Source organism: Collinsella aerofaciens (assembly GCF_028209625.1).
Lineage (GTDB): Bacteria > Actinomycetota > Coriobacteriia > Coriobacteriales > Coriobacteriaceae > Collinsella > Collinsella aerofaciens_AM.
In genome coordinates this window covers 16,943-41,073 of record NZ_JAQLDU010000015.1, presented here as the reverse complement: position 1 = coordinate 41,073, position 24,131 = coordinate 16,943, and the positions used below count along the sequence as shown (strand labels likewise).

Sequence of the window (24,131 nt, the reverse complement as noted above, 5' to 3'; positions counted from 1 at the left end):
TCCACCGCTTCAGGCACATACGTGGTTTGCCTAAAAGCAAACCCCTACGCCTCGCTGCCGTTAGAGGTGAAGATCTGGATATTTGCACCATCGCTTAGCACTCCCCCGCTTATGTCCAAGGCGAGACTATCGCTGAGTGCGGAATAAATGGTAAAGGAGCCGCCGCCCGTATACGCAACGCGCCAACGCTGAGCGGCGCTACCGTTTCCCTGCCACTGCTGAACGTTGGCACCCGAAACAGCCTGAGCGTTAGCGACATCGAGGTATTTTTTACTTTTGCAGTTTTGAATCGAAACGGTTCCGCCCGGGTTCGCTGTAATGGCCCATTTTTGCGCTCCGGTATTATTCGATGACCACAAGCGAACATTGGCACCATTGGAACGCGAGCCGCTTGCAACATCCAGCACTTTGGAACGGTCCGAGGAAGCAGTAATGGTATAGGTGCCCGAATCAACCAGATAGCAACTCCACAACATTAGCGACCGATCAGAAACACCATTGAAAGGCATTACGCAAATATTAGTCCCTTTGTTGCTGGATCCAGATGCCGTACCGAGCACATTGCCACTTGCAACGTTTACAAAAACGGCACCGCCGTTGTAAATCCGCGCCGTCCAAAACTGGGAATCGCTATTGTTAAAAGAGCGCACGCACACGTTGCCGTTGGCATCCTCGGTAAGCACCCTGCCCGAAAGCAAGCTTTCAACGGTATAGGTGTTGTCGCGATCGGGGACCTTGGCAACCTTCCACTTTTGCGCGACCGAGCTATTGGATACATAGAACTGCACGTTGGCGCCATCGCTCACCGAGCCGCCCGAAACGTCTAGAACGGCTGAAGCGGAAGACGCGCTCGAGATGGTAAAGAAGCCCTGTGGCAAGAGCGAGGTCACCTTGGTGATCGCCAAACGCTGGGACGATGAATCAGACGGGACGTCGCCATATACGTTAGCGTTATTTGCGGTCAAAACCAGACCCGTTGCCTTGTTGGTCGCCGTATACGAGCCATCATCGTTACGCACGATAGAAAACAATTGATTAGAGTTGTTGGTATTTTCACTCCATTGCTGAACATTGGTTCCCGGGCACAGGTTGCCGCCTTCAACATCGAGGACCTTACCAGATTGAGCATTGACAATGCAGTAATACCCGTTGTCGTAGACAAACTTAAAGTCCTGCGCAAACGTGCCGTTAGCGGCATAGGTCTGGACATTAGCCCCGTTGGAAGATGAGCCTCCAGCAATGTCGAAGACGCAAGCCGAATCAGCCATCGGCGAAATGGTAAACCAGCCATCAAGGCCAAAATCATCGCACGGAGGCACATCGGGCGCAGTTGAAACAAAACGAATGTTTTGAGCAGCCGTCTCATTTCTTCCATACAGCTGTATAGCCACGCCGGCACCCATCGATCCACCGGCGACGTCGAGCACGCGATGCCCCGACAAAGTCGAGGTTAAGAAATAGGTGCCCGTATCGAGGGTCGAGTAGCTGGACAGATCAGCTGCCTCGGCAGAAGATTAAGACTCGACGCCCGCGTCTTCATCGGTCGCGCTGTCGTCATGAGCAGAATCGCCCAAAGACGAATCCCGAAAAGAATCATTCACGTCTTCAGCTTTCACAGCCTCTTCCACCGATGGACCAGCCGGAGAGACTTCAGCAAAGGCAGTCGAACCCGATTTAAGAACGACGGGCAATATTAGAAGTAGGCCCAACAAGAGCCCTGTTTGCAATGCATGCAAACGCGCTTTTTATGACGCATGACATCCCCCAGACAGCCTCGCCAATTCCAGTAACACAACATCTGTTGCCACAAATAACTCGCATGACTCGACCATCAAATCATGCGAGTTGCACATAGCAAAACTGCCGTACTCAAGATTCATTTAATCGCGGTTATGCGCATCATGCAAATCTTTGCGCAAAAAGGCGGCCGCCGTAAGCGAGCCGCCTTTGAGCTTAATAATTACTTTGAGCTTAGTAATTAACGACCTTCGTTCCATAGGGAATATTGTCGTAAATCCATTTGGCATGGTCGGTCGTAAGCCTGATGCATCCCGCGGACGCACGTTGTCCCATGGTGGGGTCCATCACGTTAAACGTCCCCGTATAGCAAGGCTGCGTGTGGAACAAATAGTCACCGTAGAACTGCGTGTAATACCAGCAGGTATATCCATGCCCAAACGAAAGTCCCTTTCCATAGACGGAATACTCGCCCAGCACGGTCGGCGACTCATTTTTGCCAGGAGCGCACTGCCAGAAAGACCATAACTTCCAGTTGCCTCGAGAGCCCCTAAAAATACCCGTACGGCAGCCGACGGTGTCAGTCAAGATCAACCACTCCGTGTTGCTGTTGTACCACTGCGCACGGTTATACATTGCCTGTTGATCCGCAGGCAAGGGCTGAACATACGTAGTTGCCTTGAACGTAAACCGCTGCGCCTTTGAATCATTGCTCGCATATAGCGCAACATTCGTACCGTTTGCCGCATTTCCTCCAGAGACATCAATAACAAATGCCGCGTTAAGGGCGGAAGACAATCTAAAGCCACCGGATACGTACTCAATATACCAACACTGGGTAGCACTGCCGTTTCTGGACCATTGTTGGATATTTGTCCCAGAGGAGGCAGCGGCATCTTTTACATCAAGAGCTTTGCCACTGGCGGCGTTGACGATTGTATAAGAGCCATCAACGTTGCGTGAGAAATTCCATTTTTGAGCACCCGTATCGTTATTTTGCCAAATCTGCACATTCGCACCGTCAGCAGACGATCCACCGGAAACATCTAAGACCGAACCCGCGTGAGAAGCCATTCGAATGAAATACGTACCATTGTCGATGGTTGCGGAAGTAGCGCGCAAGCGGAATCTCTGCGCAGCGGAACCATTGGAGGAGTGGACTTGAACATTGGAAGTCGATGCAAAATTACCGCCCTTCACATCAAGCGAGAGATCTTGGTCATCCGCAGAGACAAACTCAATACCATTGCTATCGATTCGCGCCACCCATTGCTGCGCCTTCACATCTGCCGGTGCCATCGTGCAAACATTGGTACCGGAAACAGCAAGTCTATTAGTTGAGCAAACAGATTCAAACGTATAGGTATTCTTCGCTCCATCCACCTTTTTAAGCAGCCATTTTTGGGCGAAGGAACCATTGTTGGAATAGAGCTGAACGTTGGCTCCGGAGTCAGCAGATGCGCTCGCGACATCAAGCACATAGGAGGAATTTGCAGACGGATAGATCTCATAAAGGCCTTCGCTCAGCAAGTCTTCTTGCTCGGCAAAAACAAACGATGTCTGGACGGAATCTCCCACAATAGCAGCAACCAAATTTGAACCGGACACCGCGAGCATGAGCCCCGTAGCCTTATTTATGAACGAATAGCTTCCGTCTTTATTGACAACGACGCTAAAGAGCTGATTGTCGTTGGGGCTTTCATCCCACTGTTGGACATTCGTTCCGGGGACAACGTCGCCCGCTGCGACATCGAGCACCTTACCGGAGCCAGCATTACGAAGAACATAATAACCGTCTCGGTACTCAGCCTTAAATAGCTGGGACAGCGTGCCGTTGCAGGAATATGCCTGAACGTTGCCCCCGTTCTTTAATGAGCCACCAGCAACGTCAAAGGCAACAGAGCCATTTGAGGAGGGCGAAATAACGCACCAACCCTTGTCTTTCAAAATGTCATCGCATGGGTCAACTGACGCAGGGTTTGCGGCAATAAAAGTGAAGCGCTGCGCGGCAGTTCCATTCGAAGCATACAACTGCACGTTTGTCTGAGAGTTCAGAGAGCCACCGGCAACGTCAAGCGTGCGCTGTTGCCAGACAGCAGAAAGAAGTCGAACGCTTCCATCGTTATTCGGTACCGCAATCCACTTTTGTGCATAGTTCGCATCGCCACAAGCCGCGTATTGTTGGACGTTCGTTCCCAAAGAAGTTGAACCCGCGGAAGCATCAAGTACCTTGCCGGACTTTACATTCGTTATCGTGAGGTAGCCATCATCGTCATGAGAAACACGCCAACGCTGAGCGGCAGTCGTATTCGATTGAAAGATCTGCACGTTTGCGCCGCTAGAAGTTGAACCACCAGCAACATCGAGAACCATACGAGACAAATCTGGACCGGCAGTAATTGCATATTCCCCGTCTTTGACGACTTCTCGGTTAACGGAAGCGAGCTTATCGAGCTCAGAACGCACGACCGTCGGATCCACAAAGTAGAAGGATTGGGCAGCCGTTCCATTTGCACTATACAGCTGAAGCCCGGCACCAGATGCAATAGAGCCACCGGGGACGTCTGCGACCTTTTGCCCGTTCAGAGCCGACACAATACGAAAGTGCTCGCCATCTTTCTCAATGATCCACTTTTGAGCCTTGGTTCCATTGGCGGCATAGGTCTGCAGCTTCGTGCCGTTGGCGTCATTGCCGCCCGTCGCATCTAGAACCGCCCCAGCACCATGAATCGCAATGGTGCGATACCCGTTCTCCGTTGTCGAAACATCGAACGTTTGAACACCGGAATACCCGAACCTATCGAAGGACAGTGATCCGCCGCCTGCAATTAGCGCAAACGAATCGCTCGAGGCCAACATAGCGTATGTTCCATCGGGAAGGTCGGCAAGGTGCGCCGCCGCTCGATCATCGAGTTGCTGCCGCTCAGTTTTGGCGGGGGTTAGCACCCATCGCTGAGCCGCCGTACCGTTTGTCTCATACAACTGCACGGCAGAGCCATTAGCGGCAACTCCGCCCGAAACATCAATGGCAAACGACTGGTTGAGCGCCGAAATCAATGTATAGCTGCCGTCGGTTTCCTTGATTGCAATCCAGCGTTGCGCAAGGGTCCCGTTATCGGACCAAAGCTGAATAGGATTTCTGTTACTGTCTCTTCCGCCCGAAACATCCAGCGTGCAGCCCTTGACAGAAGAGATAACAACGAAGCCATTCTGATCGTGAGACACATGCCAGATCTGGGCATTCGTATTGTTGGCTCCGTACAGTTGCAACTTCTTACCGGCACCTGCCGTTCCACCAGGAACATCCAGCATAAACTTGCTGTCAACCGAAGACCCAAAGGTATAAAGTCCATCCACAAGATCATCGGCATGCTCAGAGGCGAGGTCGTAAACGGACCCGGGCATTTCTGGTGTCACAACATCGGTCGTATCCGATGCCTCGGAATCAGATACGTCATCCAAGGCCGAATGAACGCCAGAAGCATCGTCAGGAACGTTCAACTGCTCCATAGCTATAGCAGAGCTTCCATTTTGATTAGTAATTGCAGCATCTTCTGCAAACGCAGGAACAAGGCAGCATCCCAACAGTAGCGTGCTAAACACCGAAACAAATAAGGCTTTCCAATTGCCCATAGCCGTCCCCTCTCGCAAAGTTAATTACACTTTATGGCAAGAAGCCTTCTTCGTCGTCAAAGGATTCGTGAATAGCAAGGGCTAGGCCCCGAAAGGTCAACCAAATTAAAGAGGCGTTTCGCAACATAGCCGTGAAACCTCTGCTGTAAAGTCATTATGAATAGGAGTCCAGCCAAACTCGCGCCAAAGCTTGCTCGCATCTATTGCGTAACGCCGATCGTGCCCCGGGCGATCCCTCACCCAGTCAACGTAATCCTCACTCTGCCCCATTGCCTTAAGAATGGTCCTAAGAACCTCGAGGTTGCTATGCTCTCAATTAGCACCGATAAGATACGTCTCCCCCACCGCTCCTTTAGTCAAAATGGACCAAACGGCGCGAGCATGATCCTCCACGTGAATCCAGTCGCGTACATTCAAGCCATCGCCGTACAACTTAGGACGCTCGCCGCGCTGAATGCATGCAATCGAATGCGGGATGAACTTCTCAGAATGCTGGTGTGGGCCGTAGTTATTGCAGCAATTTGAGATTGTCGCTTTAAGGCCATACGTGCGTGACCAGGCCCTTACCAACATATCAGATGCGGCCTTAGAGCTGGAGTACGGACTGCTAGGCCGATACGGCGATTCCTCGGTAAACTTACGAGGGTCGTCAAGCGCCAGATCACCAAACACTTCATCGGTCGAGATGTGATGAAAGCGAACATTGAATGCACGGGCCGCCTGAAGGAGCGTATACGTGCCCTCAATGTTCGTCGCAATAAACGGCGCGGGGTCGGCAATTGAATTGTCGTTATGAGACTCGGCAGCATAGTGAACGATGGCATCATGGCCCGGAACCAATCGCTCGAGAAGATTCGAATCGCAAACGTCCCCCACGACAAGCTCAACCCCATCTTTAGACAACCCGGCGATGCTATCGAGGTCTGCAGCGTAGGCAAGCTTATCCAAAACGGTAACGTGCACATCGGGAGCGCTGTCCACGACAAAACAGACGAAGGCGGATCCGCAAAAACCGCAACCACCCGTCACAAGAATATTTTTATATGGTGACGCTATACGCACCGCCATCCCCCCAGCTATTGTTGACCAATTCTCCCACAATTCAGTGACATCGCGGAGAGCAACTTGGCCGGCAGCCGCGACCCAATTCGCATGCGGGCCCAGAGCGCTACAGCAATGCGGTAAAACACGTATCGAGCCGGTTGATTTCCGATCTCAGCCGAACACATTGAACGGATAGGCCGTTCCCGCAGTAAGCCGAACGCCCCCGAGGCCCCTCCCGGGCCCCGGGGGGCGGCATTTTCCCAGTTGAAGGAAAAGTGGAGATGTGTTTCGATGGGTCCGGCGGCCGTCCCCGCCCTCCGCCCGGCACCTCTTCCCAGACTCAGCCGGACGGCCGGTCTGTCTATTCAGTTTCCCCTTAGGCTAGGACAGCGGGGCATCGCCCCTCTCCGCGCGCGCCCACCCTATCAGCCCCGGCGTCAGATCGAGCTCGCCGAGCGGCACGTCCTCCACGCCGTAGGCGCCCGGCAGCGCCGCCGCGTCGTCACCGAGCATCGCCCTGAAGGCGCGGGCGGGCGTCGCGAAGCCGAGCGCGCCGCGGGGCTCGGAGTTCACGTGCGGCATCGGGAACGCCGGGTCGGCCGGGGAGAGCCGGTCGAACCTGAGGCCGGCGCCTTGGGCAGCAGCTTCCTTATCTCGACGTGGTTGCGCTCGCAGCCTCCAGCGCGAATGCTGGAGGCCCTCTCGCATCCCTCAATATCGAGCTCGCAGTGTTTCCATAATTAGCCCTCTACGATTGTCTTAGGGCCTGCGTTTATCGGTTTGTAGAGCTCGTCTAGATAAGTAGGCTTTACTCAGTTGCTCGTCTGCCGAAGAAGAGGCTATCAAATTGATAAACGATATTATATATTTCGAATCTTGTGTTTGAATTGAGTTTTCCCTAGACTGTTTATATGGCACAGAAAGGAGAACTCATGGCTGCTCCAATTATCCGCTTCGAACGGATTTCAATAGATAACCTCAAGAACGTTGGGCATGGGGAGGTGTCTTTCTCCAACTCCCGTCGTCCGGAAGGGGCCAGCGTGCTCGGAATGTACGGGCAGAACGGCTCTGGCAAGTCTACGCTTGTCGACGCCCTTCAGATGGCTCAACAGTGCATGATGGGGCGCAGGCTCGATAGGCGTTTCGCGCAACTGGTAAGTGTTGACGCGGATTTTGGTATCGTGGAATGCGAGCTGAGCGTCCGCCAGCCTGACGGCAGCAATGCCTATCGCGTGGTCTATTCATTTAAAGTGAAAAGCGATGTTGCGGAGCTAAGCGAAACCGAAGACCAACCTGAAGAAGGCGAGAAATTCGTGCTTCTAGTGTTTGACGAGCGGCTTGCCGTGGCTAATGACACGCCTGGCAAGAAGTCCCGTATGACAACACTGATTGACACGTCTGGCAACGGTGCTTTTGGTCCCGCTGCCAAATACAAACAGCTCATAGGTAAAGACTCAGAAGAGGGCGTCGAGCTGACGGTCGAGAAGAGGCTGGCGTATCGTGAGTCTCGCTCATTCATCTTTTCAAAAAAGCTAAAACAGACCATCCGTGAAAAGAATAAGGATGAGGGAGCCCCCTCTCAGACGGTCAAAGATGCTATGAACGCACTGAACGCCCTGGAGAGGTTTGCGGCAGTTCAAATGTTCGTGCTGAATACTCGTGATGTAGGAATGCTTGCTCTCGATGCGCTGCCCTTTCCATTCCGTGTTGTTGGGGGAAAGAAGATAACGGGCGGTGGAGCCATACTGCCTATGAGTGGCGCACAGACAATACCCGAGCGTATTTATGAGCCAGTGAACACTGCCATAGAGAACATGAACATCGTCCTTCGCGAACTCATTCCAGGTCTTGAGGTCTCACTTCTTAAGCTTGGCGCGGAGGTTATGAAGAGCGGTGATACTGGGGTTAATGTCCAGCTCGTCTCTGTGCGCAACGGCAAGACCATCCCCCTCAGCTGCGAGTCTGAGGGCATCAAGCGCATCGTGTCCTTCCTCCACCTCCTCATACTCATGTTCAACGATCCCTCTGTGACGGTTGTGATCGATGAGATTGATTCTGGCGTGTTTGAGTACCTTTTGGGCGAGTTGCTCAGCATCGTGTCCGAACACGGTCAGGGCCAGCTCATATTCACCTGCCACAACCTGAGGCCACTTGAAACCATCGATCGTGGCTTCATTGCCTTCACCACCGCTAACCCGGCAAAGAGGTATGCCAGGATGGCCAACGTAAAGTCCTCCAACAACCTAAGGGACTTCTACTACAGGGATATCGTTCTCGGCGGACAAAAGGAGCAACTCTACGAGCCGACACACAACGGCGAGATCGAACTCGCGTTCATTGAGGCGGGTGTTACTAGTGGAGAGTAAGAAGGTCGTCCTCTTCATCGTCGAGGGTCCATCCGATCAGTCCGCATTATCCGTGATCTTATCAAAGGTCTTCGACCAAGATGAGGTCTACGTCTATGTGGTCCACGGCGATGTAACCGCGGAAAATGGCGCCACACCTCAAAACATCGTGCGCAAGGTCAACGCTTTCATCAAGGACCACATGAGCACGTACCGTCTTCGCAAAGCAGACATGCTACAGGTCGTGCACCTCATGGACACCGACGGCGCCTACGTTTCAGACAATGCGGTGACAGAGCTGGCTACGGTTCCGAAGACCGTTTACAATCCAGGGCAGATCATCGCAGCCAACCGGCAGCAAATAATCGATCGGAATAGACGAAAGAGCGCGAACATGGACAGGCTAGCGTTAGAGCCTGCCATAGGCGGCATACCGTACCTTGCAATCTACATGTCGTGCAATCTAGACCACGTCTTGTACAACAAGCTCAATAGCCATGACTCAGATAAGCGTAAGGATTCGTTAGCGTTTGCCCACAAGTACCGGAACGATATCGAGGCATTCATCTCATTCATCAATGACTCAGATTTCTCGGTGGCGGGTGATCGTAAGGAAACGTGGGGATACATCAGACAGGGTCTTAATTCCATAGATAGGCACACGAATCTTGGCCTATGCTTTCCGACGGCGAACGATGAATAAGTTTGGCGTCGCATGATGGTGGTAGGATTTGCACACATGTGAGGCAGCGGCGCCGAGGATTCCATTTCCCGTAAATGGGCCTGTGGCGTCATGATTGCTCACGGGTTTTGATTATTTAACCTTAGGGAGGATGACCTTGTGTCGTTAATCTTCTGCCCAGAGTGCCACGCGAAGATATCCTCGAGCGCATCAACCTGCCCGCATTGTGGCTTTACGGCGACACAAAGCGATGAGGCGGCAATCGTACCGATTAGCTCTTTGTCTCCAGCAAAGCTTCCTCCTAGGGTAACGGTGCTGGAGGCGACGGTGTTCGACAATGGCATGAATCTGATACCCGCTCAAACGAACGAATCGCTCGTGAAATTCCTCTCGGACGCCGACACCATGGCTAAGTTCGCGCCAGCCATCTATGACATCATCAAGAAGCTCGCCAATCGAGGAGACACGAAGTATGTCGCTGATTTTAGTGCGGCAGCTGAAGAGCTTATGAAGAGTGGGGAGCTGGTTTTTTCGGTCGAGAAGAAGACCGGTGACCTGCTGCCACAACTCAGGAGCGTGAAGACGGGCCAGATATACGAGAAGGCAAGGATTAAGGCCGAACAGTTTCCGCAAGATATGACGCAGTCAATCGTGGATGTGCAGATGCAAGTGATGATGGCGAACGTCATGGATGCCATCGAGGCCGTCGCCGCCAACGTTGAGGCGCTGCGCATCGAGAACCAGGCAGACCGTATCGCATTGGCCGAGAGCGCCTGGCAACAACTGCAGCAGGCCATGCTCATCGAAGATTCGCGGCTGCGCGAGATCAAGATAATGGACATCGCGTCATCGGCCACGCAGGCGCGCTGCACCCTGCAGGGCAACTTCCAGGCAGAACTCTCTCTGGCGATGGGCAAGCAGGGCAAGGCCAGGGACTGGGGCAAGGCAGCAAACACTGCCATGGTCGACCTCACGGTGATTGCTCTTATGGCCAAGACAGAGTATGCAGCTTATCGCGTCCTTGAGGAGCCAGCAGCTGCAGATGCCGCGCTCGAACAGTTCAAGCAATTCATCCTGGAAAACAAACTCGAGCAGAAGGACACCCTGCGCTTGCTCAACTCATACAGCAAGGGCAACAGAGGCGACATAGTGAGAGGCTTCGTTCAGTTATCGGGTTCCGTTGTTGGACTGCAGATTGGGGGCCGCGAGGAGCGCGCCGGCTTGATTGAGGGCGGCGTTCTCGAATCCCTGCGGAAAGTGGCGCAAGAACCTGATGAGGTGCATCTGGTGGTTGGAGAAGATGCCCCTGAAAATCAGGCAGAAGAAGGGCAGGGGTAGATATGGCTGCTAGATGCATCGTCTGCAAGAAGGAACTGCCAGAAGGCTCTAAGCTGCCCATTTGCGAATACCACAAGGGCGTAGCCGCCGAAAAGGCCAAGCTGGCAGGCGTCGGTATGGCAGCATTAGGCGTCGGCGCACTGGTAATGGCGAAAGACACGATAGGCCCAATCGTTAAAGACAAGGCTGTGCCAGTGGCGAAGAAAGCCGTGGGTACAATTCTTAAACACTAGGCCACTGTCAAATAACCAGCCACGCTTGCCGAGTCAATCCTCATGTACGCATAGCTCGTGTTTGAGCTGCTGTACACCGTGCCGCAGCCGCCCACGATCAGGGTGCAGTTGTAGAACGTGTACAGGCCACTCGCACCGCTCGGCAGCGCTCAGGTGGAGTCCACGTAGATCGTAACGAGGTTCCTGCAGCCAGCGAAGCAGTAGAACTAGTAGTCCATGCTCGCGATGTTCATCGCGATGTCCGAGAGGAACGTGCATGTCGTCGCGGCCCCAGCCCTCGGGGAACCGCACGTGCGACCAGTCGAACCCCTAGGCCGACTTGCGCACGGGGACCCTTGCCTGCCTGAGCAACCGCGCCCGCCTGGGCGCATGCACAGCAGTCTGAGCTGCAGCGTCGGGTCGGCGCTGTCCATCGGGGCGTCGCCCCGCTCGCGGGGGGCAGGTCGCCACGACCTCGTCGGTCGAGGGGTCGACCGGCGTGACGCCGAAGGCACCCAGTCCCACGGCGACCTCGCGGCCGGCGAGCGCGGGCCCGGCGTTGTACCGGTGGGCAGCGGCAGCAACGCGGCACAGTCGTCCTCGAGCAGCCCGGGCTGCGGGATGTCCAGGCGGCAGCGGCGCCCGTCGGATAACTCGAGCGGCTCGGCGAGCGGCTGCTCGTCGAGCCCGGCGACGTCGTGGAAGGACGGCACGGGCACGGTTCATTCGTCTGGCAGCGGTTAACAAGTAGCAGGAACCTCATCGCCCCCTACAGCCGTTGGCACACTGCGGCCACACGCTGCCCGTCAAACCCGAATCCCCAGCGCATGCGGCCAACGCCGGGTCGTGGCACTCGAATCTCGTCGATGCCGTTGCGCTCGATCTCGAGCAGTGCGTGCACCGCCAGCAGCTCCAGGCCCAGCGCGTCCACACCGGGGTCGTAAATCATGTTGATCGTTATCAGCGGGCGCTCGTCGAGCATGCCGATCGTGTCGGCCACATCGAACACATTACCCGTAGGGAATACCTGGATATCCCAGCGATCCGCGCCGCACGTTCGTCTCGAGGCAGGATTGGCATAGCCCGGCAAGCCAAAACAGAGCCCCTGCAAGAGCAGGTGATATGGCAACGGCGCATCTGGGTCAGTCGCACCGATTCCCGCATCTCCAAGTACACGGCCCAGCGCCCGCCTCACCGCATCCTCGTCCCCACGGCACAGCCCGTCGCGAAACGCGTCGATGTCTCGAACGTCCTCGGCAGCGCACTCAAACCACTCAATTATTACCAAGCGCAGCACATAGCGAAGCTCGTTATTGGGCAGCCGCAGAGCGCGGCGCAGATCACCGTTTACCGGCTCCTCGGTCATATCCGTCGTCAGAAAACCGGACAGGTACAGTGCCGTCCACGGGTCGTCGTCAGGCAAGGCATCTGGCCCCGCGGCGTCCAAACGAAGCGGAACCTCAACGCATCCATGGGCTTCGAGCAAATCGAACAAGGCCGAAAGGCGGTCGAGATTCCACCCGGCAACTACCTCACTCAGGCAATCGGCATACCCATACAGGTCGGCACGCATGGGCGGCGTGCAGCCACGGTCCAGAAAGCCGATCACACGCGCCGGACTCGAGCAATATGCCCCGCCAAACCGGTATCCCTCGAGCCATTCACGCGCATCATCCAAGCATTCCTCGCATCCAGCATGGCTCAACAGAGCCCGAACCTCGGCATCTGAAAAGCCAAACCACCGGTCACACCATGTCGAGAGCGGCGTCGCCAGGCGATACGAGCAACTGCGCGCAGATAGCGCTGCCTCGGCAGGGCCGGGACACTCCCCCATCATGCACGCCAGTCGCAACGAATCGCCCGCAGCGGCAATGGCATCGAACAGCACGCGACCGAGTCGCTCCGTCAAACCGGCGCCGCGATTGTCCGTCGCGCCCACATAGCCCAACCACGCCACGTCGTACCCGTCAACAAGCAATACAACCTGTTCATCGCAGGCCATCTCCAGCAACTCAATAAGCACACCGAGCACCAAGCCAATCTCGTCCTCGCTTGCCACGCCACGCGCAACGCGCTCGATGTGGCGCAGCTTGCCTCGAGGCAAATCAGGAGCTTCCAGATATGCCAACAGCCGAGCGCACTCGCCCATAAACGCATCACGCACCACACCGGTAACAGTGGCGCCACGCCTCGCAGCGCCAGAAAAATCCAGCGATATCACCGGATAGCACGCGCACTCATCCCGATAGCGCCCACCGCCCGCATCCCAAATCTGAGCATCGGCAAACAAACTCCGACCAGCACGATCGACCGCAGGACCGACCGCGGGACGCTCCAGAAAAGCCCTGAGCATCGACAGATTCATGCTCTTGCCAAAACCCTTGGGCCGGCAGCACACCACGACGGACGCGTCGCAATCTAGCACATCGGCAATAAACATGGTCTTGTCGACCAGAACACATCGGTTTATGGCCTCTGCAAAATCATGCACGTCGACCGGTAGCCGCCCATCATCCAAACGATTGAGCAACTGTACACCAACGTTGGTGCCCGCACCATAAATCGCCTGTTCAGACACCGTAGCTTCTCCCTTAAACGCAACACGATGCCCATTGTACCGAGCAGCCATAGCATCAACGTTATCTCCGCGCAAACGTTTCGGGCAACGGTAGCAACAGATACCCCAAAGGAACGCAATAAATCGTTGCACAACAAAAATGGGGCCCGATGCAAACGCACCGAGCCCCATCCAAAACTCTTATAAAAACGACTCAAAAGGCTACTCTTCGGAGCCATCCTCGCCGGTAGCCTTGTTCTGCTGGTCGAGCTTATGCTTGCCGCTCACGATAGACGTGGCACCCAGTGTGGCCAAGCTCGCGCTGGCAAGGCTTGCCATAACGATGAGGTCGCCCGTCTTGGGCATGTTGCCACCCGAAGACTTGGACGTCGTGGTCGTGGTGGTAGTCGTCGAGGTCGTAACGACGTTCTTCTCGTCGTCCTCCTTAGGATCAGCTTTGGCCCGCTTAGCGTCACCGTCCTTATGCTCAGCTTTTGCCTGCTTAGCGCCATCATCAGTCGAAGCCTCGCCGACCGTCTCGGATTTAGAAGCCTCGCCAGAAACATTCTCATCAGAGGGCGAGCCGCTCGTAATACCGGCTGTCAGAGAGCCCAGCACGGATCCAAGCTGCTCACCAACGGAGGGCTTGTTCTCGGTGGAAGAACTGCCCGCATCGGAACCCTTGCTCGAACCACCCTCAGAAGCATCGGAGCCAGAACCGTTAGAGGAGCCATCATCGGCAGAGGAGCCACCGGAGCCGTTGGAAGTTCCCGCATCGGTGGAGCCAGAAGTATCGCCGGCCGCAGCGCCACCAGACGTTGCTCCACCGTTACCGGCATCATCGCTGCCCGTACCGGTCGAGGGCGTATCCGTATCGCCGCTATCGCCCGCATCGCCATCGGCATCAGGCGTTGGTGCAGCGGGGGCGGCCGGCGCCATGCTCGGGCCGGGCGCCGGCGTGGGTTCAGGCTCCACAGGCGTTGCCGCGGCAGCCTCGTCCTCGGCGATATAGACCAAGCAGTCCTTGAGCTCGTTGCGATAGCGGTTCTTCCAGCCCTCGTGGTACTGGGGCTGGCTCGAGTACTTCTTCGCAACGTTATTGACCACGCTATCAGACAGCGCCGTCACAAACTCGCGGTCGGTCATGCTGCTGGAAAGATTCGCCCAACGGAAAAAGTCCTGGCAGCCACCGGTGCCGCACATGTTGGTGATGCTCCACACCATGCCCTTGACGCAATCGGCGCGCCCGGAAATGTCAATGCCCAAAGCGTTCTTAAGCCACGACTCCGTCACCGCATAGTACGAGTTGTACGCGTATGCATCCTGCAGAGCAGAGAACTCAGCCGGATCGGTGTTATACGCACCCAGGAAGGCCTCTTGCGCAATGCGGCCCAGCTCGGTGAGCTGTCCGTTCGCATACATGGGGTTGTTCGCGTTAGAAATCTCACCGCCGCGATCGATCGCGTCCTTGAGCATGCTGTACTTAGCAGAATCGTAGTTGTAGACCTGCCTCATAAACGGAATGAGCGACCACCGGCGGTCAAACTGGTAATAGCCCAGCGCGTTATAGCCATCGCCATACGAAAAGCCCTGGTTATAATTACCGTGGCTCTCATATTTGGTGAAGTACTTCATCTCGTCGGTCACGTTGACAAACGAAACGCCCTGGACCGACCTCAGCACGCCCGAGAAGGACTGCTGGGTGTAAAGGCCCTTATCGATATCGGTGACATCCGAGGCGACGCCCGGCGTGGGCTCCTCGGCCATAGCGGTCGCGGGCGCGGCAACGGCGCCAAACGAAAGCGCCAGCGTCAGACCGGCGACAATAGCAGAATGCTTGGGCTGCATACGTCCTCCCTGCATGAGTGTAGATAAAGTGCGGTTTGCAAAGATGGATTTAGTATTGCAGCTCGCCCGTTGTTGCACAACAATCCATCGGTAAACGGCAACAACCCTCCGCGGAATCTTAAGGAATTAAACAAACTGGTCGTCGGGCGCCAACAGAAGCTCGCCGTAACGCTCCATCAGCCCGTCCCTCAACTGGCAGAAAGCAGGGATATAGACGCTCAAGATGCGCTGAATCAAATCTTGAGCGAGCTTGTTGTCATAGATATGGACGTTCGTGTTACGGTCTCTGAGCATATCTAGCCAGGCTGCCTCATCAATGAAGTCAAAGAATCGGTAGGCCTCCTTTAAGATGGCACGAGGAGACCCCGATGCAGCAAGCGTGGCACCCTCATACTCGAGTAGACGCTTAAGGAGCTTCCAGGTCAGTTCAAATTGAAGATTGAACTTATTAATCAATCCGCTCTGAACAAAATCATTGTTAAGATCCTGATTGGGCGCATCCTCAAGATTCGCCAAGGCGCTGGCAAAGATCTCATATTTTTTCATACAGAATCACACCATCCCTGTCAATTTCATCGAGCAATTGCTGCGATAAGGGCTCATCGAGATTGACGACGCCTACATCCAAAAGAGTATCAAGACGCTCCTCGATTAAATATGAGAAACGGCCAAAATCCCGGCAACCTGCTACGGCGATGTCAATATCGCTCTTAGGCAAGTTGTCGCCTCGAGCGCGAGACCCAAACAGTACGACCTTCTCGGCGTCACATTCCCGAGCAAAAACTTCGATTTGCTTGTACACCTTGTCGAGAGATGTCATTTGCAGCCCTGCAGCTTAATGTCGAAGTTGATTTCGGGGACGGCGGCTAGGTCTGCCAACGTCACGCCGTCGACGTACTTTTCGATCACGTCGTCCAAACCGCGCCAGAATTTGACGGTCGAGCAGAGATCGCTGCGGGCGCAGCTGTTGTCGATGCCATCGCACGCCACCGGAGCCGTGCTGCCCTCGACGGCGCGCAGGATGTCGCCAGCACGCACCTCGGCCGGTTCCTTGTCCATCATGTAGCCACCGCCTTTGCCGCGCACACTCTTAAGCAGGCCAGCCTTCATAAGCGGACGAACCAGCTGCTCCAAATACTTTTGCGAGATATGTTCGCGGTCGGCAACCTCGCGCAGAGCAATCTTGCCCTCGGCGTCACCGAGCGCCGCGATATAGATCATCAGTCGGAGGGCATAGCGGCCCTTAGAAGAAATGAGCATACCTACCCTCCCATCGTTACTGGGACAAAACCAGGCTTGTTTGTCCCAAATCCTATGCAAGCGGAACAAACAAACCTGATTATTATGTCCCTCATCTAAAAAGTCGAGTGGATTAGTCGGGTTTTCCCTTGACTAACGCCGAACCCATAGTAACTTTATTCCGAGAAGATTCCTAGGGTTTAGCACACCTATGAGTACACCATATACAGAGAGGGACAGCATGAGCGCAAATCCGCTGCTTTCCATCGAAGGTCTGACCGCCTCCGTGGACGAGAAGACCATCCTCCACAACGTCAACCTCAACGTCGCCGCCGGCGAGACCCACGTGCTGATGGGCCCCAACGGCGCCGGCAAGTCCACCCTCGGCCACCTGGTCATGGGCGACCCCGTCTACACGGTCAACGACGGACGCATCGTCTTTGACGGCCAGGACATCACCGAGCTCACCACCGACAAGCGTTCGCGCGCCGGCCTGTTTCTGAGCTTCCAGGCCCCGGTCGAGATCCCCGGCGTGCCGCTGTCGAGCTTTTTGCGCGCCAGCATCGCCGGCCGCCCCGGCCTGGAGATGAAGGGCAAGGAGTTCCGCCGTCGCGTCAAGGAGCTCGCGGCCGAGCTTAACATGGATACCGCCTACCTCAACCGTGAGCTGGGCGTGGGCTTCTCGGGCGGCGAGAAAAAGAAGGTCGAGATGCTCCAGCTTCTGCTGCTGCAGCCCAAGCTCGCCATCTTGGACGAGACCGACTCCGGCCTGGACGTCGACGCCCTGTCCACCGTCAGCCACGGTATGGACGCCTACCGCAAGAGCTGCGACGGCTCCATGCTCATCATCACGCACAACACGCGCATCCTGGAGCACCTGGATGTCGACCGCGTCCACGTTATGGTCAAGGGCCACATCGTGCGCGAGGACGATGCCTCGCTGATCCCCTGGATCGACAAGAACGGCTTTGAGACCTTCGAGCGCGAGGCCGCCGAGCAGCGCGCCCAGGCCGAGGCCGCCGCTGCCGAGCAGCAGGCGTAAAGGGGCGACGCAATGACCAAGAACCGCACCGAGGTCGCGGACATCGACCGCAGCCTCTACGACTTCACCTACGGCGAGGAGGGATTCGAGCGCCTCGACGCCGGCATCACGCCCGACATCGTGCGCGAGATCAGCGCCAAGAAGGACGAGCCACAGTGGATGCTCGATCTGCGCTTAAAGTCCCTCGAGATCTTCAATCGTTTTCCCGACCCGACGTGGGGCCCCTCCATCGAGGGCCTGGACATGGACAACATCGTCACCTACGTCAAGCCCAACACCGACCAAAAGCACGACTGGGAGTCGGTGCCCGACGACATCAAGAACACCTTTGAGCGCCTGGGCATCCCCGAGGCCGAGCGCAGCTACCTGGCGGGCGTCGGCGCGCAGTACGACTCCGAGCTGGTCTACCACAACATGCAGGACACCGCGTCCAAGATGGGTATCGTCTATTCCGGCATCGAGGAGGCCCTGCACGACCCGCAGTGGGAGCCGCTCATCCACGAGAAGTTTATGACGCTCATCCCGCCCACCGACCACAAGTTTGCGGCCCTGCACGGCGCCGTATGGTCGGGCGGCTCGTTTGTCTACGTGCCCAAGGGCACCAAGTTGGACTTCCCGCTGCAGAGCTACTTCCGCCTTAACGCCAAGGGCGCCGGCCAGTTTGAGCACACGCTCATCATCGTCGAGGACGACGCCGACCTGCACTTCATCGAGGGTTGCTCCGCGCCCAAGTACAACGTTGCCAACCTCCACGCCGGCGCCGTCGAGCTCTTTGTGGGCAAGCGTGCGCACCTGCGCTACTCGACCATCGAGAACTGGTCCAAAAACATGTACAACCTCAACACCAAGCGTGCGCGCGTGGACGAGGATGGCGACATAGAGTGGATCAGTGGCTCCTTCGGCAGCCACGTGGGCTACCTCTACCCCATGAGTGTGCTCAACGGCCGCCGCGCCCGGTCGAGCTTTACCGGCATCACCTTTGCCGGCGCCGGGCAGAACCTCGATACCGGCTGTAAGGTCGTGCTCAACGCCCCCGAGACCTCGGCAACCGTCGAGACCAAGGGCATCTCCAAGAGCGGCGGCATTCAGACCTTCCGCAGCTCCATCGTGGCCACGCCCAAGGCCGAGGGTTCCAAGGCAACCGTGAGCTGCCAGTCGCTCATGCTCGACGACCAGAGCCGCTCCGACACCATCCCCGCCATGGACATCCGCGCCAAGAACGTCGACATCGGCCACGAGGCCACCATCGGCCGCATCGGCGACGACAAGGTGTTCTACCTGATGAGCCGCGGCATCTCGGAGGAAGAGGCCCGCACCATGATCGTCAACGGCTTTGCCAACCCGGTCTCCAAGGAGCTGCCGCTGGAGTACGCCGTCGAGATGAACAACCTGATCAAGCTCGAGATGGAAGGAGCGATCGGATAATGAAACAGGAAACCAACACCGCTGCTACCACCCTTGAGCAGGTCAACGCGATGCCGGCTGCCACTTGGGGTTGGCTCAAGATGAACCAGACCAAGCTCGAGCTCTCTGACGAGCTTGCCGCCGCTCCCACCGAGGCCGTTGAGGTCGAGGGCTTGGACGAGCAGTTTACCGGCGTGGCAGACGCGTTTGAAGCCGCCATGGACGCTATGGCCGAGCGTTTCCCCGAGCGCCGCGCCTCCGCCCCCGGCGATGCCGCCGACCGCGCCCGTATCACGCCCGAGACCGAGCTCGACGTGCCTGCGACCTCCGTCTACCAGGCCGGCGCCATCAAGCTCGAGGAGAAGCTCTCCCCTGCCGAGGCCTTCGAGACTGGCATGGGCGAGGCTGCCTACACCTACCTGGCCGACCACGCTACCAAGCGCATCGTCATCGATGTGCCCGCATACAAGCACGCCACGGTTACCGTGCGCGTGAGCGCTGTCGATGCCGCCGCGGCCATCGCCGCCATCGACGTCGTCGCCCGTCCCCAGTCGACGCTCGATCTACATATTGCCCTAGACTCCCCCGTTACCGGCGAGGGTGTCGTGGGCTCCGTGCTACGCGTGTGCGCCCACGAGTACGCCACCGTCAACGTGACCTGCACGCAGACGCTCGACGATAGCTGGATCGCGCTCGACGACACCGGCCTGTTCCTAGACGAGGGCGCGCGCGTCAACGTGCAGCACAGCGTCCTGGGTGCCGGCGCCAGTGCCACCGGCCTTGCCGGCGACCTGCTGGGCGATACCGCCAAGGTCACCGTCGATACTGACTACCTGGGCGCCCGCGAGCAGGTGCGCGACTTTAACTACGAGCTGCGCCACCGCGGTCGCAAGACCGAGTGCGAGATCGACGCCAACGGCGTACTGACCGGCACGTCCAAGAAGGTCTACCGCGGCACCATCGACCTCGTGCACGGCTGCAAGGGTGCAACCGGCACCGAGCGCGAGACGGTGCTTTTGGCCAACAAGGGCGTCGACAACAAGACCGTCCCCGTCATCCTGTGCGACGAGGACGACGTCGCCGGCAACCACGGAGCCACCATCGGCCACGTCCGCGACGAGCAGCTGTTCTACCTCGCCTGCCGCGGCCTTGACCAAAACGCCGCCGAGGACCTGTTCGTCCGTGCCAAGCTGGAGGACGTCGCGCTTTCCGCCACCGACGAGCGCACCCGCGCCGCCGTCGTCCGCCTGGGCAACAACCTGATCGACAACTTTGAAGAGGAGCTCGCATGATCGACACCGAGCACGTTAAATGCGATACCTGTACCGCACCGGAGCCTATGGAGCTCGACGCCAGCGACGAGGCCTCGCGCGGCTGGCCCACCGTGGACATCGAGACCAACCCCTACAAGGGCCAGTTCCCGCTGTTCCAGCAGCACCCCGAGATCGCTTTCCTCGATAGCGCCGCCACCGCGCAGCGCCCTGCCCGTGTGCTCGACGCCGAACGCGACTTCTACCAGCGCATGAACGCCAACCCCCTGCGCGGCCTGTACTCGCTGTCCGTCGAGGCCACCGACGCCATCGCGAAGGTCCGCCAGCAGATCGCTGACCTCATCGGCGCCTCACAGGCCAACGAGGTCGTCTTCACCCGCAACACGAGCGAGTCGCTCAACCTGGTCGCTAAGAGCTTTGCGCCCACAGTGCTCGAACCGGGCGACGAGGTCGTCATCACCATCATGGAGCACCACTCCAACCTGATTCCGTGGCAGCAGGTCTGCCGCGAGACCGGCGCCAAGCTCGTCTACCTCTACCCCACCAAGACCGGCCAGCTCACCACCGAGGAGGTTCTTGCCAAGGTGGGTCCCAAGACCAAGATCCTAGCCGTGGGACAGGTCTCCAACGTGCTGGGCGTCGAGAACCCGGTCAAGAACCTCGGCAAACTCGTGCACAAGTACGGCGGCTACCTGGTCGTCGACGGCGCGCAGTCGCTGCCGCACATGCCGGTCGATGTGGCCGACCTGGGCGCCGACTTCTTTGCCTTTAGTGCGCACAAGGCCATGGGCCCCATGGGCATCGGCGTGCTGTGGGGCAAGATGGACCTGCTCAACGCCATGCCGCCCATGCTTACCGGCGGCGAGATGATCGATTCGGTCACCGAGCAGAACGCTGTCTGGGCTCCCGTCCCCGAGAAGTTCGAGGCCGGCACGCAGGACGCCGCCGGCATCTTCGCCACGGGCGCCGCACTCGATTACCTGGTCAACACGGTGGGTTACGAGAACATCCAGGCCCGCGAGCAGGCACTCGTCCACTATCTGATGGGCGAACTCATGCAGCTCGACTTTGTCCAGATCATCGGCTCCATCTATTGGGACAACCACCACGGCGTCGTGAGCTTTAACGTCAAGGGCATCCACCCGCACGACGTAGCGAGCATCATGGACATGGACGGCGTCTGCATTCGCGCCGGCCACCACTGTGCGCAGCCGCTGCTCACCTGGCTGGGCGTCGAGAACCTTGCCTGCTGTCGCGCCAGCGTGGCCTTCTACAACGACAAGGCCGATATCGACAAGTTCATCGCCGGCCTGCATCACGTTTGGAGCACGTTCAATGGGTAATCTGTACACCTCCACCACGTTTATGGAGCACAACTCGCACCCCGACTACAAGTACGAGATGGACGCCCCCACGCACGAGCACGACGGCATCCACCCCAGCTGCGGAGACGAGCTCACCTTGCAGCTACGTGTCGAGAACAACGTGATCGAGGAGGCCTCCTTTACCGGCCACGGCTGCGCCATCAGCCAGGCAAGCGCCGACATCATGGCCGACCTCATCACCGGCGAGACCGTCGAGGAAGCTCGCCGCTTGGCAGAGCTCTTCCTCGCCATGATCCGCGGCGAGCAGCTCTCCGAGGAGGACTTGGAAGACCTGGACGAGGCCGCCCAGCTCCAGGACATCTCGCACATGCCCGCCCGCGTCAAATGCGCCGAGCTCGCCTGGCGCACCCTCGACGGCATGCTCACGGGACAAAATAATCAGTAGTATTTGTCCCAAATCTTAAGACTTTTGTTGGCCGAATCGCTTGACAAGAGTGGTTCGGCCATTTTCTATTCCGAGCCCTCAGCCTGAGCATTCACCCGAACATAAGCGCGCACGATACGAGAGACGGTACTCTTGCTGATTCCCGTATATCGTTCGATCTCGCGCACCGTGTAGCCGACATCGTGCAGGGCGAAAATGATTCCATCTCGCCGCGAGGGCGCTACGGTCTTGAGTTCGTTGAGCGGCACGCCCAGGCGCTTCGCCATCTTGTCGGCAAACGCACGCCGCTCCCACTCTGTCTCATCCATATCGTGAATCACCGGATCGGAACCATCGGGCATCGACAGAGAATAATCCAGAAACCCCTTGGCAGACTCAAAGAGCTCAAGCACACAAGAAGGGTCCGAAAATCCCCTCGTCGTATCGTTGTCATACGCTCTCAGATACTCGGCAAAGCTGCTCCAGGGATAACGCTCGATCAGGGCGATACCCGCCTCCTGCGGATTAGCGTGAACATAGCGAATGGCAGCCATTAGATAACGGTCGGTATCGAGCGAGCGCCGGTCAAAACGGTTCTGGAACAGATGACCCGTGCGCCCCGTGCGCTTATTGAACCGCCGCGCGTACGTCAAAAGCAGCCGGTGCATCGCCGCGCTCATCGCGTCCTCGTAATCTGCAAGCACCAGATGCACGTGATTGCCCATAAGGCACCAGGCGATAACCGTCACGCCCGCCTCGCGGCAGCACTCGCGCATCAGCTCCAAAAACTCCCACCGGTCTTCATCGCCCTCAAAGATGAGCTGCTTGCCCACACCGCGGGCACAGACATGGTAAAAGCCGGTAACCGTTCTCCAAACGCGCTGCATGGCGCTCCCTTCGCCGGGATCTGATTGCCATCCAATACAGCACGATTGAAGCGTGCCATCAAAACATTCACGCAAAACAATACACTCGCGCGGCCAAAGGCGGTAAACGGGCGGCGAACGGCACCGTTGCAACAGGTCAACCCCTGCAACGCTTACAAGAGCTGACCAAAAGCTTGCCCAAGACGAACCCCCTCTACGGAAATTCGCGACCACAGAACATATAGTTAAACCGTTTCAATTAAAACTTCCGGACTTCTCGCTACGAAAACTGAGCCGTTCGCCGAATATTCCGTGTATTTCGCGGTATTATAGGGGCTGCATGTCATGTCCCTTTCGAAGGGTCGCCCGGCAATCGCCAGCCACGACCCCCAGACGGGACGCCAACACGATAGAGAGGAGAGGCATGCAGTACTCACAGGAAGTGGAGAACATGTGCCCCGTTGCCAAGGGTGCATACCACGGCCCCGCACCCATCCCCGAGGAGGGCAAGTGGGTCCAGGCTAAGGAGATTTCCGACATCTCCGGTCTTACGCACGGTGTGGGTTGGTGCGCACCTCAGCAGGGCGCCTGCAAGCTCACGCTGAACGTCAAGGACGGCATCATCGAGGAGGCCCTCGTTGAGACCATCGGCTGCTCGGGCATGACCCACTCTGCTGCCATGGCTTCCGAGATCCTTCCCGGTAAAACCATCCTCGAGGCCCTCAACACCGACCTCGTCTGCGACGCCATCAACGTTGCTATGCGCGAGATCTTCCTGCAGATCGTTTACGGCCGCAGCCAGACCGCGTTCTCCGAGGGCGGCCTGCCCGTGGGCGCCTCCCTCGACGACCTCGGCAAGGGCCTTCGCTCTCAGGTCGGCACCATGTTCGGCACCAAGGCCAAGGGCGCTCGTTACCTTGAGCTCGCTCAGGGCTACGTCACCCGCATGGCTCTCAACGACAAGAACGAGATCATCGCATTCGAGTTCCTGAACCTCGGCAAGTTCACCGACGCCGTCAAGGCCGGCAAGACCCCCGAGGAGGCCATCGCTGGCGCTATGGGCCACTATGGTCAGTGGGAGAACGCTGCCAAGTACATCGACCCGCGCACCGACGAGGAGACTCACTCCGTCGCCAGCGTGTTCCCGGTTCACGAGTAGAAAGG

General features: G+C 57.4%; 20 protein-coding genes. 10 read left to right on the top strand and 10 right to left on the bottom strand.

The features are described from left to right. Window positions 1–44: 44 nt before the first annotated feature. The 4 genes from PMW70_RS08105 to PMW70_RS08090 all read right to left on the bottom strand — a co-directional run bounded on the left by PMW70_RS08105 (window position 45) and on the right by PMW70_RS08090 (window position 6,996). Entirely contained in the window at window positions 45–1,427 is a 1,383-nt protein-coding gene (locus PMW70_RS08105; protein WP_334203916.1) for an RICIN domain-containing protein, read from the bottom strand. A 544-nt stretch (window positions 1,428–1,971) separates the two neighbouring features. Then, window positions 1,972–5,370 (bottom strand): RICIN domain-containing protein, encoded by a 3,399-nt coding sequence (locus PMW70_RS08100; protein ID WP_271744542.1) that lies wholly within the window; start codon window positions 5,368–5,370, stop codon window positions 1,972–1,974. A gap of 312 nt (window positions 5,371–5,682) precedes the next feature. Next, complete coding sequence (locus PMW70_RS08095; RefSeq protein WP_334203917.1) at window positions 5,683–6,438, bottom strand: dTDP-glucose 4,6-dehydratase; 756 nt, start codon at window positions 6,436–6,438, stop codon at window positions 5,683–5,685. Window positions 6,439–6,795: 357 nt separating this feature from the next. Further along, window positions 6,796–6,996: a hypothetical protein gene (locus PMW70_RS08090; protein ID WP_199411019.1), complete on the bottom strand. Its 201-nt coding sequence runs from the start codon at window positions 6,994–6,996 to the stop codon at window positions 6,796–6,798. Between the two features lie 350 nt (window positions 6,997–7,346). Between PMW70_RS08090 and PMW70_RS08085 the strand changes: the two genes are divergently transcribed. From PMW70_RS08085 to PMW70_RS08070, 4 genes are all read left to right on the top strand, one after another. Next, on the top strand, window positions 7,347–8,780 hold the full coding sequence (locus PMW70_RS08085) for an AAA family ATPase (RefSeq protein WP_271744539.1): 1,434 nt from the start codon (window positions 7,347–7,349) through the stop codon (window positions 8,778–8,780). Then, the gene (locus PMW70_RS08080; protein ID WP_271744538.1) at window positions 8,770–9,462 is read left to right on the top strand and encodes a hypothetical protein; all 693 of its coding nucleotides are present in this window, start codon (window positions 8,770–8,772) and stop codon (window positions 9,460–9,462) included. The genes PMW70_RS08085 and PMW70_RS08080 overlap by 11 nt, the downstream gene beginning before the upstream one ends. A gap of 306 nt (window positions 9,463–9,768) precedes the next feature. Further along, window positions 9,769–10,779, top strand: coding sequence for a zinc ribbon domain-containing protein (locus tag PMW70_RS08075; protein WP_271744536.1), 1,011 nt, complete (start codon window positions 9,769–9,771; stop codon window positions 10,777–10,779). A 2-nt stretch (window positions 10,780–10,781) separates the two neighbouring features. After that, complete coding sequence (locus tag PMW70_RS08070) at window positions 10,782–11,012, top strand: hypothetical protein (RefSeq protein ID WP_271744534.1); 231 nt, start codon at window positions 10,782–10,784, stop codon at window positions 11,010–11,012. Window positions 11,013–11,760: 748 nt separating this feature from the next. On the opposite strand, the gene PMW70_RS08065 is transcribed toward PMW70_RS08070, so the two are convergent. The 5 genes from PMW70_RS08065 to PMW70_RS08045 form a co-directional block, all read right to left on the bottom strand. Further along, a complete protein-coding gene (locus tag PMW70_RS08065; RefSeq protein ID WP_158555302.1) occupies window positions 11,761–13,569 on the bottom strand; it encodes an AAA family ATPase in 1,809 nt (602 codons plus the stop codon). Between the two features lie 201 nt (window positions 13,570–13,770). Continuing rightward, window positions 13,771–15,396: a VgrG-related protein gene (locus PMW70_RS08060; protein ID WP_271744531.1), complete on the bottom strand. Its 1,626-nt coding sequence runs from the start codon at window positions 15,394–15,396 to the stop codon at window positions 13,771–13,773. 126 nt (window positions 15,397–15,522) lie between these two features. Then, window positions 15,523–15,942, bottom strand: a complete 420-nt coding sequence (locus tag PMW70_RS08055; protein WP_271744528.1) for an HI0074 family nucleotidyltransferase substrate-binding subunit — start codon at window positions 15,940–15,942, stop codon at window positions 15,523–15,525. Then, on the bottom strand, window positions 15,929–16,216 hold the full coding sequence (locus PMW70_RS08050; protein WP_271744526.1) for a nucleotidyltransferase family protein: 288 nt from the start codon (window positions 16,214–16,216) through the stop codon (window positions 15,929–15,931). The genes PMW70_RS08055 and PMW70_RS08050 overlap by 14 nt, the downstream gene beginning before the upstream one ends. Beyond that, window positions 16,213–16,656 (bottom strand): RrF2 family transcriptional regulator, encoded by a 444-nt coding sequence (locus PMW70_RS08045; RefSeq protein WP_271744524.1) that lies wholly within the window; start codon window positions 16,654–16,656, stop codon window positions 16,213–16,215. The genes PMW70_RS08050 and PMW70_RS08045 overlap by 4 nt, the downstream gene beginning before the upstream one ends. Window positions 16,657–16,876: 220 nt before the next feature. On the opposite strand from PMW70_RS08045, the gene sufC reads away from it, so the two are divergent. Genes sufC through sufU form a run of 5 tightly spaced genes read left to right on the top strand, consistent with a single transcriptional unit; the run spans window position 16,877 to window position 22,122 of the window. After that, the gene (gene sufC / locus PMW70_RS08040; RefSeq protein ID WP_006235561.1) at window positions 16,877–17,677 is read left to right on the top strand and encodes a Fe-S cluster assembly ATPase SufC; all 801 of its coding nucleotides are present in this window, start codon (window positions 16,877–16,879) and stop codon (window positions 17,675–17,677) included. A 12-nt stretch (window positions 17,678–17,689) separates the two neighbouring features. Then, on the top strand, window positions 17,690–19,102 hold the full coding sequence (gene sufB / locus PMW70_RS08035) for a Fe-S cluster assembly protein SufB (RefSeq protein WP_022094821.1): 1,413 nt from the start codon (window positions 17,690–17,692) through the stop codon (window positions 19,100–19,102). Next, window positions 19,102–20,373 (top strand): SufB/SufD family protein, encoded by a 1,272-nt coding sequence (locus PMW70_RS08030; protein WP_271744522.1) that lies wholly within the window; start codon window positions 19,102–19,104, stop codon window positions 20,371–20,373. The genes sufB and PMW70_RS08030 overlap by 1 nt, the downstream gene beginning before the upstream one ends. Further along, window positions 20,370–21,695: an aminotransferase class V-fold PLP-dependent enzyme gene (locus PMW70_RS08025; RefSeq protein ID WP_197032756.1), complete on the top strand. Its 1,326-nt coding sequence runs from the start codon at window positions 20,370–20,372 to the stop codon at window positions 21,693–21,695. Before PMW70_RS08030 ends, PMW70_RS08025 begins: the two co-directional genes overlap by 4 nt. Beyond that, window positions 21,688–22,122, top strand: coding sequence for a Fe-S cluster assembly sulfur transfer protein SufU (sufU, locus tag PMW70_RS08020; RefSeq protein WP_271744519.1), 435 nt, complete (start codon window positions 21,688–21,690; stop codon window positions 22,120–22,122). The genes PMW70_RS08025 and sufU overlap by 8 nt, the downstream gene beginning before the upstream one ends. A gap of 65 nt (window positions 22,123–22,187) precedes the next feature. On the opposite strand, the gene PMW70_RS08015 is transcribed toward sufU, so the two are convergent. Next, window positions 22,188–22,988 (bottom strand): transposase, encoded by an 801-nt coding sequence (locus PMW70_RS08015; RefSeq protein ID WP_117583739.1) that lies wholly within the window; start codon window positions 22,986–22,988, stop codon window positions 22,188–22,190. A gap of 403 nt (window positions 22,989–23,391) precedes the next feature. Here PMW70_RS08015 and PMW70_RS08010 point away from each other — a divergent pair, with 403 nt between their 5' ends. Next, window positions 23,392–24,126, top strand: a complete 735-nt coding sequence (locus PMW70_RS08010; protein ID WP_006235554.1) for an iron-sulfur cluster assembly scaffold protein — start codon at window positions 23,392–23,394, stop codon at window positions 24,124–24,126. Window positions 24,127–24,131 lie beyond the last annotated feature (5 nt).